At 29.1% G+C, this 13,775-nt stretch carries 12 protein-coding genes; all 12 read right to left on the reverse strand.

Features of this window, described 5'->3' with window-relative positions; translation table 11 throughout:
- Positions 1-153 precede the first annotated feature (153 nt).
- Positions 154-1,245, reverse strand: coding sequence for a cell division protein FtsZ (ftsZ, locus tag RWQ74_RS08100; protein WP_048802583.1), 1,092 nt, complete (start codon positions 1,243-1,245; stop codon positions 154-156).
- Between the two features lie 20 nt (positions 1,246-1,265).
- Positions 1,266-2,648, reverse strand: a complete 1,383-nt coding sequence (gene ftsA, locus RWQ74_RS08105) for a cell division protein FtsA (protein WP_314397784.1) — start codon at positions 2,646-2,648, stop codon at positions 1,266-1,268.
- Between the two features lie 231 nt (positions 2,649-2,879).
- The gene (locus tag RWQ74_RS08110) at positions 2,880-3,845 is read right to left on the reverse strand and encodes an FtsQ-type POTRA domain-containing protein (protein ID WP_314397785.1); all 966 of its coding nucleotides are present in this window, start codon (positions 3,843-3,845) and stop codon (positions 2,880-2,882) included.
- A 5-nt stretch (positions 3,846-3,850) separates the two neighbouring features.
- Positions 3,851-5,191, reverse strand: coding sequence for a UDP-N-acetylmuramoyl-L-alanine--D-glutamate ligase (gene murD / locus RWQ74_RS08115; RefSeq protein ID WP_314397786.1), 1,341 nt, complete (start codon positions 5,189-5,191; stop codon positions 3,851-3,853).
- 1 nt (position 5,192) lies between these two features.
- Positions 5,193-6,176, reverse strand: a complete 984-nt coding sequence (gene mraY, locus RWQ74_RS08120) for a phospho-N-acetylmuramoyl-pentapeptide-transferase (RefSeq protein ID WP_314397787.1) — start codon at positions 6,174-6,176, stop codon at positions 5,193-5,195.
- Positions 6,177-6,185: 9 nt separating this feature from the next.
- Positions 6,186-8,345 carry a penicillin-binding transpeptidase domain-containing protein gene (locus tag RWQ74_RS08125; RefSeq protein WP_314397788.1) on the reverse strand — a complete coding sequence of 720 codons (2,160 nt, stop codon included), beginning with the start codon at positions 8,343-8,345 and terminating at the stop codon, positions 6,186-6,188.
- A gap of 39 nt (positions 8,346-8,384) precedes the next feature.
- Positions 8,385-8,711, reverse strand: coding sequence for a hypothetical protein (locus RWQ74_RS08130; RefSeq protein WP_003143925.1), 327 nt, complete (start codon positions 8,709-8,711; stop codon positions 8,385-8,387).
- Between the two features lie 15 nt (positions 8,712-8,726).
- Complete coding sequence (gene rsmH, locus RWQ74_RS08135; protein ID WP_314397789.1) at positions 8,727-9,662, reverse strand: 16S rRNA (cytosine(1402)-N(4))-methyltransferase RsmH; 936 nt, start codon at positions 9,660-9,662, stop codon at positions 8,727-8,729.
- An 11-nt stretch (positions 9,663-9,673) separates the two neighbouring features.
- On the reverse strand, positions 9,674-10,105 hold the full coding sequence (gene mraZ, locus RWQ74_RS08140) for a division/cell wall cluster transcriptional repressor MraZ (protein ID WP_314397790.1): 432 nt from the start codon (positions 10,103-10,105) through the stop codon (positions 9,674-9,676).
- Between the two features lie 280 nt (positions 10,106-10,385).
- Positions 10,386-11,270, reverse strand: a complete 885-nt coding sequence (gene dnaI, locus RWQ74_RS08145) for a primosomal protein DnaI (RefSeq protein WP_314397791.1) — start codon at positions 11,268-11,270, stop codon at positions 10,386-10,388.
- Positions 11,270-12,637: a DnaD domain protein gene (locus RWQ74_RS08150; protein ID WP_314397792.1), complete on the reverse strand. Its 1,368-nt coding sequence runs from the start codon at positions 12,635-12,637 to the stop codon at positions 11,270-11,272. Before RWQ74_RS08150 ends, dnaI begins: the two co-directional genes overlap by 1 nt.
- Entirely contained in the window at positions 12,630-13,625 is a 996-nt protein-coding gene (locus tag RWQ74_RS08155; RefSeq protein ID WP_314397793.1) for a hypothetical protein, read from the reverse strand. Before RWQ74_RS08155 ends, RWQ74_RS08150 begins: the two co-directional genes overlap by 8 nt.
- Positions 13,626-13,775 lie beyond the last annotated feature (150 nt).

Consider the following 13,775-nt stretch of genomic DNA (forward strand, 5'->3'; position numbering starts at 1 on the left):
ATCATGAGCTTTAAGCTCATGACCCTTCTCATCAGTCCTAAATTTTGGAGAACCCAAAATGCTGCCTAGATTTCTAATACGATTTTCTCCCATACCCTGAACTTGACAAAGAGCCAAAAAAATCGAGTAAGTTACTCGATTTTTTTGATTTAATTAGATTTCTCTTCTTGTTCTTCTTCTTGGACGTGGGTACATTTCTTGTTCTACTTCGTTTTTACCATATCCACTTGTGAATGAGCTAGCTTCTGGTTGAGCTGGACGTTGTGCTAAGATATCTCTTTCTACGCTTACTCCGTCTTCTTCAAATCCAGTAGCGATTACAGTAACGATGATTTCATCAGTTTTTTCTAACTCTTCGTTAAATACTGTACCGAAAATCATGTTTACTTCATCATCACTAGCTTCTTGTACGATACTTGCAGCTGCTTGAGCCTCAAATAAACTTAATGATGGTCCACCAGTGATATTTAATAACACACCTTTAGCTCCAACGATAGAAGTTTCTAGTAATGGAGATGAAATAGCTTTTTTAGCTGCTTCAATAGCTCTGTTTTCACCTGAAGCTACACCGATACCCATTAATGCTGAACCTTGGTCAGCCATAATAGCTTTAACGTCTGCGAAGTCAAGGTTAACTGTACCAGATACGTTAATTAAGTCAGAAATACCTTGTACCCCTTGACGTAATACGTTATCTGCTTCAACGAATGCTTGCATCATTGGAGTAGATTTATCAACGATGTCTAATAATCTATCGTTAGGAATAACAATAAGTGTATCTACTGCACCTTTAAGTGAGTTAATTCCTGCTGTAGATTGTACTTGACGTTTTTTACCTTCAAAGTTAAAAGGACGTGTAACAACACCAACTGTTAATGCTCCTAATTCTTTAGCGATACCTGCTACGATTGGAGCAGCACCAGTACCAGTTCCTCCACCCATACCAGATGTGACGAATACCATATCAGCTCCTGCTAATGCTTCTTCAATTTTATCTTTAGTTTCTTCTGCCGCTTTACGTCCTACTTCTGGATTAGCTCCAGCACCAAGACCTTTAGTTAATTTTTCACCAATTTGAATTCTTACATCTGCTTTAGAGCGTTTTAACGCTTGAGCATCTGTATTTACTGCGATAAATTCAACATTTTGAATTCCACTTTCTACCATTCGGTCAACGGCGTTACCACCACCGCCACCAACACCTACTACTTTAATTACTGCTGATTGATCAAATTCTTCAAACATTCTTTATTTCCTCCTGATTGTTATTCAAAAAACGAATTATACATTTTAGTTATTTTATCAAAGAAGTTTTTTTCTTCTTTTTCTTTATCTTTTTTCTCTTCTTCGTAGTATTCTTCTTCCTCTAACTCTTCTGTATGAGGCTCAACTACTACTGCTGAATCAACTTTTGAACTATTTACTGATATTTCTTGAACTGCAGAAACATTTTCAAATGTTGAGTTTGTATTTTTTACCGTTGGTACTTCATCAGTTACTTGATATCCAAATAATGATTCGATTTTATAACTGCTAGTTAATGTTCCAACAACAACTGAAAGTTCTGGTGAATTAGCTCCTATGATTTTTGGAGAGCCTATTCTTACATTCATTTTTCTTAGCATATCTTTTGCCAACTCTAATACACCTGGCATTAATGTTGTTCCACCGGTAAGTACTACATTACCTTTCACTCTATTTATTCCAGCTTTTCTAAGAACATCAAATGAGCGCAAGATTATCTCTTCAACTATTTCTTCAATATAATCTGCTAGTTCTTTTTGAGTATATGGTTCTTCCTCCGGCTCTAGATTATCTAACTCAATGATTACTTGTGGTGATGCTAAATCATAAAATGCATGTCCTTGCGTTACTTTTATCTCTTCAGCTCGCTTCAAAGGAACATTTAATACATCAGATATTGTACGTGTAATATCCTCTCCAGCAAGTTCTATAGATTGAGATAGTTGAAGTATTCCATCCTCAAAATAACTCACTGTAGTAAGACCAGCACCTATATCAATTATTACTGAACCATAATCTTTTTCTTCATCATTTAGTAATAACTCACCTAACGCATGTGAAGTGCAAAAGGTTTCATTACAATCTAAACGTAAGTTTTCAATACTTTTATATATTGTATGCAGGTGCGTTTTAGAGGTTAATACTCTATTCCCTGTTACTTCAAAAGCATTATGAACAGTCATTCCTTTTGGTTTTCTTATATTTTCAATATCATCAAGACGATAGTAGTCCGGAATTACTTGAACTACTTCTCTTTCACGTGGTAATGGTAGAATTTTTGCCTCTTCAATTACTTCTTCGATATCCCTACCATCAATATCGTGTTTTGTATCAAATTTAATTTCCGCTACACTTTTTTTTATATGAGTGTGTATACTTGGAACTGCTACATATAATGATCTTATGTCTTTATTAGCTTCACTTTTGGCAATGTCTATTGCTTTTTGAATATCTCTAGATGCAGATTCTACATCAATAATGTTACCACGCTTAATAGATGTAGTTTTTACAATTCCAACTCCGAGTATATTCAATTTTTCATATACTACATCTGCTATTATCACTTTTATACTAGATGACCCCAGATCTATTGAAGTATACAATTGTGAACTCAAGTCAAACACTCCTTCCTTTTAAAACTTTGTTATTATAATAAAATTGTAAATACACACATATTTTATTTACACATACTAAATTATAACATAAAATTAAAAAAAAAAATATGAAAAACTCCAAAAAAAATTAAATTTTATTAAAATATTTTCAATTTGTAATATTAATAATAAGATTTTATAATTTATATAATTTTTGAATAAAAAAGTATCCAAAATACGAAATTTTGGATACTTTTTTTACTATTCATTTTTATTATTGTTTATAGATTGTTGTGTAGGATTCTTATTTTTACTAGAAACATGCGGTTGAGAATTTGTAGTAGAATTTTCAGTTTTATTATCTTTTTCAACTTTCTCTATGACTTCTTTTTCTTCTTTACTATTTTTAGCTGTTGATTCGTCTTTTAATCCTTGTCTAGCCAAGAGTTGTTTTATGCTATCGTTTCTTTTTTTCTCAGTTTTAGAAGTTTCTAGATATGCACCATTTATTAGATTTAAAGTTGTATTATTTTTATCCTCAATATATTTAGATATTTGATCATAATGATTTAATTTATCAGCAAAACTTGTTCTCAAAGCTTTTACTTTTTGACCATCTTTCATATAAATTATTACACTATCACCTTCACTATCAATTATTTCAGATACTTGAGCTCTTACTTCTTCTTTTAAATTATTTAAGTTTTTGTAGATTTCATCAAGCTTATTAGTGTCATCGTGGAAGTTTTCTAAAATTGGTAAATTATAATTATTTCGAACATTTCCATTGTAACTTTTACCGTTCTCCATAATTATTTCAAAACTACCATCTTGTTTTTTTATTTGTGCGATAAACTTATATTCTTCTACCTTCACCTCAATTGTTGAAGGTAATTTCGACAGTACTGAAACTGATTTAAATATTTCAAATTTTGATTGAATATTATTTCTAATTTCATCATCTTTTATAGTCCAAGTTCTAAGATCATTATTAATGTTTCCTGCTTCGAGTATTTCTTCTTTACTTATTTGCTTATTACCTTCTACATCGATTGTTCTAAGCTTCAAATAATTACTGAAAAGTAAAGAAAATATTGCTATTACAATTAAAAATAAAGTTACTATGAATATCATTTCTCTTCTTTTTTTTCTTTTTATTTTTTCTAAAGAACTTCTTCTTTTCTCACTATTCATTTTTGAAAGTAACTTTTTATTCTTCTTGTTCATAGTTTTTAATCCTCTTGACAAATCTTTTCAAATGTTGTTATGAATTCATCTCCTCGATCTTCAAAACATTTATATTGATCCCATGATGCACAAGCAGGAGATAATAAAACAATATCTCCACTTTCAGCAAGTTTATTTGCTATGATTGTAGCATTATCAACTTTTATTGCTTTATGACAAACTACACCATTAGTAGTCGCCAAATTAAATAAGATTTCTTTACTCTCTCCTACAACAACCATCGCTTTTATTCTTGGGAAGAATGGAACTAATTCCTTAAAGTCAATTCCTCTATCTTTACCACCACAGATTAATATTATATTGCTATCAAATCCTAAAAGTGCAGTAGTAGTTGCAACAGGATTAGTCGCTTTAGAGTCATTATAAAACTTCACTCCATTATGCTCTCCAACATACTGCAATCGATGTTTTACCCCACTAAAACTATACAATACTTCACGAATTGTTTCAATTCTCGCACCTTTTAGATAAGAAATTAAAGCTGCATTTATAGCATTTTCTACATTATGCATGCCTGGAAGTGACATTTTTTTAATATCGAACAATTCTACGTCTTTATACACTACCATATTATCTTTTACAAATATATCTGCTTCCTGATTTTCTTTAGTATCATAAAAAATTACTTCGGAATTAATTTTATTCAATTCATATTTTTCTTTTTCTTTGATGTTCAGAATTAAAATATCATCTTTGGTTTGATTTTTGTAGATATTTCTTTTAGCATTTCTATAGTTTTCTACGCTACCATGATAATCTAAATGTCCTACACCTAAGTTTGTAATGGCTGCTACCGATGGTTTGAAATATTCTGTCCCCTGTAGTTGAAATGATGAAACTTCTGTAACTATTAGCGAATTTGGATGATTATAGGCTACTTCTATTGACGGATAACCAATATTCCCAGCTAAAAAGACATCTTTATTAGCTGCTTTTAGGATATCGAATGTCATCTGAGTTGTTGTAGTTTTTCCATTAGTCCCTGTTATTGCTATCATATCAATATTAAATAATGTATTAGCTAATTCTATCTCAGTAATAATATCAATATTTTTCTCAATCGCTTTTTGTAAAAATTCAATTTCATATTTAATTCCTGGATTTTTTACAATTAAATCTATATTATCTAATAGTTCTAAGGGATGACCACCATCAACTATTTTTACACCTAAGTTTTTTAATTCAATAGCTTTTTCATCTGTACTTAAATCATCAAAAGCATTCAAAACAACATCATAACCTAGTTTTTTTAGAATTTTTGCTGTCGAGTAACCGCTTCTTGCAAATCCTAATACTAATATTTTTTTATCTTCTAAATTTATCATTTTACATTACCCCTACAAAATACCCTATAGCTGAAGAAACAACAGCTATAATAACAAAAATATATACAGTCTTCACTTCACCATAGCCTGATAGTTCAAAATGATGATGCAATGGAGACATTTTAAAAATTCTTTTACCAGTTTTCTTGAAGTACGCTACTTGAATAATCACTGACAGTGTTTCTAATATATATACTAAACCAATAAATAAAAATGCTACTTCTTTATGTAAGATTACTGAAATTGCTGCTAAGATTCCACCTAGAGCCAATGATCCTGTATCACCCATAAATATTTTTGCTGGATTTCTATTAAATAATAAAAATCCTATAAGTGAACCAACTATTGTTAAACAAAATACTAATACAGGGAAATTATTTTCCTTATATGCTAATAAAGCAAGTGTACTAGTTGTAATGATTGTTACACTAGTTGCCAATCCATCTAATCCATCTGTCAGATTTACTGCATTAGAAAAACCAGTTTGCCAAAATACTAAGAAAATTATATATAAATATGAAATATTCAAATTATAATCAAATACTGGAATATGTATATAGTTAATATCTTTGTAGATAAAAGTTACTAGCATATAAAATATTACAGAAAATAGTATTTGCAACATTAATTTTTTTCTTGGTGCTAGTCCATCATTTATTTTCTTGACAACTATCAGCATATCATCTATATATCCTATTATTGAAAAAGAAATAGTTGTATAGATAAATAGTATATAGTATTGTATATTCGCACTATCTAAGAACATTGCAACAACTAGTGAAACAACTATCGCTATGATGAAAGATATGCCACCCATTGTAGGTGTTCCTTTTTTATGCATATGACTCTGTGGTCCTTCTTCTCTAATTGCTTGACCAAACTTTAGTACATGTAAATATTTTATTAATCTTGGTAGCATTAAAACTGTCAGAAAATATGCTACCATTAATAACGATATAGCAAACATTGTATCTGAATTACTCATTTCGTTCTCCTAACTAAATTTTATTTTTATCTTGTCCCCTTTTTTCACAAATCTCTGTGCTGGAATTGATTGTTGTTTGGCAAATCCGTTTCCTTCTATTTCAATATCTAACCCTGATAATTTAGCGTAGTTAAGTACATCAACTTTTGACCACCCTGTAAAGTTAGGTAAAAGTATATTTTCATCAGATACTAATAAAAATACTCTTTCATCTTGCTTGATTAAATTCCCTGCTGAAGGATATTGATCAACTACACTATTTCCACTCCCAATTGTTATTATGTTTTTAGTTTTTTTCTGTAAATTAACGATTGTAGAATCAACATTCGCTCCTACAAGGTTATCCATCTGATAGCTTTGAACATTATTATTATCATTTGATTTCTTAACATTTAAGTAATTAAGCGTATTTTCCATTATAGGCTTAAATAGCTCAGACGCTCCATTTGCACTACTCGCTCCAAGATCTTTTGAAGGCAATTTCAATCCGACGTATATTATTACTTGTGGATCTTCACTAGGTGCATAGCCTATAAATGAGTGCATTACTTTATATGGGCTATTATAGTATGTACCTGTTTTCGGATCTACAACCTGTGCTGTTCCTGTTTTTCCTGACGTACTATAGTTGTCTACAGCATATTTTTTACCACCTTGGGCCCACGTTCCGTTTACAACTCCATATAATTCTTCTTTCATTATATCTACCGTATGTTTAGAAATAGGAGTTCCTACTACCGTTCTTTGCCCAATATTGACATCTTTATCAATTGTTTTATCATGAATTCTTTGTAAAAAGTATGGTGCTAACATCTGTCCATCATTTAATATTGCTGTTTCCGCTTGAATCATTTGTATTGCTGTTACTGTACTACCTTGACCAAAAACTGTTGTAGATGCAGACACTTTGTTATTAAATACTAAATCCCCTGTCGATTCATTGCCATACAATGAATTTGTACTTTTACCAAAACCGAAACTCTCTAATCCAGTTTTTAATTTTTCTGACCCTAATTCACGCAATAATGTTAACATTAAAGTATTTGAAGATTGTTGGAAACCATGACGTTGAGTAATTGTTCCCCAACCAATCTTATTCCAGTCAGAAATTGTAGCGTCTTCCACTCGATATGAACCAGATCTAAAGTAACTATCTGGTTTATATATATTATTTTCTACCATTATCGACATTGTAAATGTTTTTAATGTCGAACCTGGTTCATAAGCTGAGTTATAGAAAATATTTGACCATGCACTTGCCAGATTTTCTTGAGTATTTGGATTAAATGCAGGCGTTTGTCCCAATCCTAATATCTCACCAGTCTTAGGACTAACAGCTATTGCAAATGCACTTTCTGGTTCATATTTATCATGAATATCTTTCAGTGTATTATCTATAAAACCTTGAATATTCTTATCAATTGTTAAATATATATCTGCTCCGTCAACAGGTTTAATCTCAACTTTAGGAATATTAGAAACGACTTTCCCCCATGCATCTTTAGCATAAGTAATATGCCCTTCTTTTCCTCTTAGATAATAATCAAAAGTCTTTTCAACACCTAAACGACCAGTAATCAAATCACTATCAGGTGAATTTTGTGCAAATCCTAAAAAGTTACCAAGCATACTTCCGTTTGGATAATATCTTTTTGTAGTTGCTATAAATTCAATTCCTGGTAGTTTTAACTCTTCTATTTTCTTCTTATCTTCTACACTTATATCTTTACCAGCAGTTCCAAATTCTACTTGGTACACACCCTGTTTACTAAGTATATTTTTTATCTTACTTTTTTCTAATTTTATAAATTTAGATAATTCATCCGCCGTCTTATCGATATCCACTACGTGTCTTGGATTAGTTTCATCTTCTGTAGCTTTATCTGAAACTATTGCTACTAATTTATATGATTCTATGTTGTCAGCTAGTATATTTCCATTTCTATCATAGATTTTACCTCGATTAGGTTGTAAACTACTATCTATTTTATATTTTTTATCTGCTAATTCAGACAGATTATGTCCTCTTACCGTTCCAATTAGCATCATTTGTCCTATATTTAAAATTAATATCCATACAAAGAAAAAAACAAAAATTAGAAAAAATACAATTTTTGTTCTTTCTCGAGAGATATAATCTTTTCTTTCTAAACTTCTTCTATCTTCCAAAAACTTTAAAGTTAATATTTTCTTAAAAAGTTTTATCAATTATCTCACTACCTTTATACTATCTTTTTGAGTTTTCATTCCTACCGTCTCAGCAATTTTTTTAACTCTTTCGTAAGATGATAGATTATTTATCATAACTTTTTGTTCATTATTATTTTTTTGTTTTTCTGATATTACAATATCATTTTTTTGTTGAGCACTTCGTAGTGAATAAATCTCTCCTTTATAGTTTAACATAACTACGTTAGCAAGTAAAATAACTCCTACAAAAACTCCATATGCAGTTTTTTCTAGTAAATTAAACTTTACTTTCTCTTGTACTTTTCTTACTCCATATTCACGACTATATACCTTTAGTGTAGCCATTTCCTTTCCTCCCCTCTATTTCGTCTGAACTTGTGCAACTCTTAATTTTGCACTTCTAGATCTATTATTTTCTTCTAATTCAATATCACTAGGATATATAGGTTTTCTTGTAATTACTTTTAATTTAGATAAACTTTCTTCTGGCATAATAGGAAGGTTTTTGGGAATATCCTTTGATTTGGAATAAGAATTAAATATCTGTTTACAAATTCTATCTTCTAGAGAATGGAAGGTAATTACAGAGATTCTTCCACCTACACTAACGATATCTATTGCTTGTTCTAATGAGTCTTCGAATACTGATAGTTCATTATTTACAGCAATACGAATTGCTTGGAACACTCTTTTTGCTGGATGTCCACCAGTTCTTCTTTTAGCAGCAGGGATAGATTCTTTTATAATTTCTACTAATTCAAAAGTAGTTTCTATAGGTTTTTGCTTACGTTTTTTTTCAATATTTCTCGCTATTGGTTTAGAGAAATTTTCTTCTCCATAACGATAAAATATTTTTACTAAATCATGATAACTATATTCATTAACGACTTCATATGCACTAATTTTTGCATCAGTATCCATACGCATGTCCAATCTTGTATCATAGTTATAACTAAAACCTCTTTCAGGTGTATCTAATTGTGGTGAAGAAACTCCTAAATCATAAAGAACTCCATCAACTTCATGTACACCATGCTCTGCTAATTTTTCTTTTAAATTAACAAAATTAGATTTAATAAAGACAACTTTATCACTGTATTCAGCTAATTTTTCTTTGGCATTTTCTAATGCAACATTATCTTGATCAAATGCGTATAGTTTACCATTTTTTAATCGCTTTAAAATTTCTAAACTATGCCCTGCTCCACCAAGAGTACAGTCTACATATATACCATCTTCTTTTATATCTAAGCCTTCTACAGCTTCACTTAATAATACACTATAATGTTTAAACATTTTCATCCATCCTAAAAATCAAAATCTTCTAATTCTTCTGCTATTTCTTCTACGCTAGCTTCACTTTCAACAAGTAAATTTTCCCAGCGAGTCTTATCCCATATTTCTATCCTATTTGATAAACCATTTACAACACACTCTTTATCTAAAAAAGCGTGCTCTATAAGGGAGTTTGGAATATTAATTCTTCCTTGTTTATCTATTTCAACTTCAGTGGCTCCAGAAAAGAAGAAACGTTGGAAAGTACGAGCATTTTTCTTAGTGATAGGTAGTGATTTAATCTTACTTTCCACCTTTTGCCACTCTTGTAGTGAATAGCCAAATAAACAAGAGTCTAGACCTCTTGTGATAATAAATTTTTCACCTAGTTCATCTCTGAACTTTATTGGAATACTAAGCCTTCCTTTGGCATCCATTTTATTATTGTATTGACCAATAAACACTACTTCTCACCACCTTACCTTTATAATTTACCACATTTCCCCACTTTTTTCCACTAATTTCTAAAAAAAAATGAATTTTTTTGAATTTTTTTCCATAAAAAAAGGAGTGACTCAAAAAAATCACGATTTCAGAGAAATCGATTTTGTCGAGTCACTCCCGCAAAGTTTATTAGATATCTAAAATGCTTTTATAAATCAAATTTAGATATCAATAAATCACTGCGTCTATGAGTTACCATATGAACTTTGTTGAATTTTAGGACTTTTTTGTCAGCCACTTTTAATTATAATATTCTCTTTCATTCTCACCATCTAAGAAGTGAGAAGCACTTAAAGAATTTATTCTTTCTACTATTCTTAAAGCCTTTGTTTTATCCACTGTTGTTCTTCCATTAGATAACAATTCTGCTAAATCATCTATGTTTAAATTAGATGAGAAAAATGTTGATAATTTTTCTGCTTCTCTATGATTAATAATTGGGCCAAGCACCTCATCACGAATAAACTCCGTAATATTTTCAGCACCTATATCGTCAATAATAAGAATTTCTTCATCTCTTATAAGATCAATATATAAATCATAACTGTTATTACTAATCTTTGATTTTATTTTTCTAATAAATTCAGGATAGTATAAAATTGCTGGTTCTTTACCATTCTGTTTGAAATAATTGTAAATACATCCCATCAAATATGTCTTACCAGTTCCTGTTGGTCCATATATATAGGCACCTCTTGTACTTTGATTATTAAGGATACTTTTACATGTATTGATGATTTCTATTGCTAATTTAGCCTTTTCACTATTTTTTGATAAATTATCAAAAGTATAAGATAGAACTCGCTTTGGAATAAATTCTGTCTTAATTTTATTGGATGTTCTTTGGCTTTCTACTTTTTGTTTATATTCTTCAGTCTCTTGATAAACAATATTAACTTCTCTATTATTACAAACTAACTTAGGACTATGCTCAATATTTAACAACGAATCTTTTGAAATATAATATTGATAAAATTTTTCAAGATTATTTTCTACGTCAATTTTAGTAAAATTATTGTCACGAATAAATTTAATTATCTCTATATCACTTAGAACTTTTTCAGATATAAACTTCTTAAATGAATTTTCTGTATTACTTGATACTATGTTGGATAATTTTTTCATTACACATCCCCCTTATTATATAATACTTTCATCATATCTTTAAAAGTATCTTCATCTTCTTTTGTTACAACCCTATCTTCTGTCTTCTTCACATTACTGTAGTTATTTTTTCTATTTTGTAAGTATTCAGGAAAAGGTGCATGATTAGTTTTTTTATTATTTGAATAATTTTTTTGCTGTTTTTTACTAGTACTAACAGTTTTCTGTTTATAATTTCTAGTATTTCTAACAAAATCAATCGCATCTTTAGCTCCAAATAACTTTTGAGAGCTCCATGCACTTGCAATTTTATCTATATAATTAATATGCGGAATAGAATTATTACCACTTTGCCTAATAGAATACTCTAATAAAATATTAAGTACACCTGTTGGAAAATTATATTTTTTTTGCAATTCTTCTATATTTTTTGCATCTATAGTCGAGATAACTATACCCACTTGTTTATTTAAGAACTCAATAAAACTTGTATTATCAACTTCTTTAGCAAAAATATCATCTTCAGCTAATTGAACAGCTTCATCATTCGTTAACTGTTTATTCACCATACGTTTTAAAGTAGGTACTTCTTGTTTTCTTACATTAACATTAAGTTGAACAATATACTCACTTAACAAACTAAGATTTATATCACTTGCTCCATTAGTAATCTCAACAGATTTTTCGATTGCATTAGCCATGTCTTCAGGCGTCATTTTATAAATATGCGCTAAACCTAAAATTTTGTTTTTAATGTCAGGATTAGATATAGCTTCTGTTAAATAACTATTAGCCAAATAAAAATTTAATTTATCAAAATCAAAGAAATATTCATCAAAATTTGGACCATTAACATCTTTTTTAGACAAATAATCAAAACTAAAATCATTAAGATTTTCTAAATGGTACACATCTGAAAACTTAGCTGAGATATCCTCAAAACTTTTAAAACTTACTTTATCAACAGAATAATAACTATGCAATTCATTATAATTATTAGTCCCAATTGTATTTTCTAATAATTTAGATAAAATTGGTGTATTAAAAAATTCAGTAAAAGTTAATGCTTTTTTAATTTTATATACAAATTGCCCTACACCTTCATTATCTATATAAAATGACTGAATTAATCCTAAAGCCTCAAGTTTCTTTCTAGCAACTAAAAACTTATTATTTGATAATCCTAGATTATCTAAAATATCATAATGTAAATAATTTTTTGATAAATTTTTGTCACTCAAAATTTTAGATCCTAAGAAAGCATATAAACTAATCGCATCATTTCCAATTAGTGGAAGATACAATAAATTCAATTCTTTTGTACGACTAGAAATATCAAAATCATTATATACACAATAAAAATCCTTCTCAGAAAAAGTACTATTCATGTTTATCATCCATAACTTCTATAATTATTTGCGTATATTCCAAAGCATAGATGAAGTTCTGATTATAATCATACTTAATCTTATCATCATTTCGTAAAGGTGCAAAGAACGATTTCACTAAAATAGGATATATATTATCTAAAAGTAACTTAGCATTATCATTTTCATAAAGTGCTCTTAAAAAATTAAATACTTTATATACACATTTTAGAAACTCATCCTTTGTAGGCGTAGTAATATTAGTATGACTTTCTATTATAGTAGAAAAACTAAGAATATTTTTTTTCTCATTTTTTGCAACAAATGTTCTTAAATCATCTATAAGTTTATACATATAATTAAAGAATGTCTCGTGATTTTCTAAATATTCATTATTTATAATTTTAGATTCATTTTTTAATAACAATTTATTAATATTATAATCAGTCACAAATAAATAAATTTTATATAAATCTGAAAATTCAACATCACTTAATTTCGTATAATCTTGAACTATGCTATTCAGACTCTTACCTTCTTTATAAATATTATAAATAGTGTTTAGCCAAATAAACTCATCAAGATTTTCTTTTTCAATTAGTGTAATTAGGTAATTATTAAAATTATACTGTTCTTCGCCTTCAAAAATTATAGAAATTCTACTTTCAATTCTTGTAAGAATTGAGTTGAATTCTCTTTCAGCTTTTTTATCAAAATTTTCTTCATCAAAAGAAGGCTTTAATGAAGCTTTGATACGTTTAAATTCGTCAAAACTATTATCTAAATTATCGATTCTTTCTTGGTAAACTTCATTATAACCAGGTTTTTGTGCATGATAGTAGGTCTCTATAGCTTTATTAAATTCTAAAACTTTTCCTAAAATTTTAATATATGCAACTTTTATATTCTTATTATCAGATATATTATTTATCAATTTTAGTGCATTTAAAATGTCTTTCTTATTTTCACTAGTTAACACTAAAGTTTTCTCATCTTCTAAATAAAACATTCCCAAACCTCCAAAAATATATTACTATAATTATGATACTCTATTTTATTAATAAAATCAAAGTATATGTAAGTTATTATATAAAAAAAGAACCCTCCAAAGGAAGGCTCTCACTGTTGCCTGGCAACGTTCTAGTCTCACAGGGCGTAA

It is taken from the genome of uncultured Gemella sp. (assembly GCF_963525165.1).
Classification (GTDB): domain Bacteria; phylum Bacillota; class Bacilli; order Staphylococcales; family Gemellaceae; genus Gemella.

Coding starts and splice junctions, on each gene's coding strand:
- mraY (WP_314397787.1), bottom strand. CDS start 6,176: ATGAGTAATTCAGATACAATGTTTGCTATATCGTTATTAATGGTAGCA.
- RWQ74_RS08150 (WP_314397792.1), bottom strand. CDS start 12,637: ATGAATAGTACTTTTTCTGAGAAGGATTTTTATTGTGTATATAATGAT.
- RWQ74_RS08110 (WP_314397785.1), bottom strand. CDS start 3,845: ATGAACAAGAAGAATAAAAAGTTACTTTCAAAAATGAATAGTGAGAAA.
- RWQ74_RS08155 (WP_314397793.1), bottom strand. CDS start 13,625: ATGTTTTATTTAGAAGATGAGAAAACTTTAGTGTTAACTAGTGAAAAT.
- dnaI (WP_314397791.1), bottom strand. CDS start 11,270: ATGAAAAAATTATCCAACATAGTATCAAGTAATACAGAAAATTCATTT.
- ftsZ (WP_048802583.1), bottom strand. CDS start 1,245: ATGTTTGAAGAATTTGATCAATCAGCAGTAATTAAAGTAGTAGGTGTT.
- RWQ74_RS08130 (WP_003143925.1), bottom strand. CDS start 8,711: ATGGCTACACTAAAGGTATATAGTCGTGAATATGGAGTAAGAAAAGTA.
- rsmH (WP_314397789.1), bottom strand. CDS start 9,662: ATGTTTAAACATTATAGTGTATTATTAAGTGAAGCTGTAGAAGGCTTA.
- murD (WP_314397786.1), bottom strand. CDS start 5,191: ATGATAAATTTAGAAGATAAAAAAATATTAGTATTAGGATTTGCAAGA.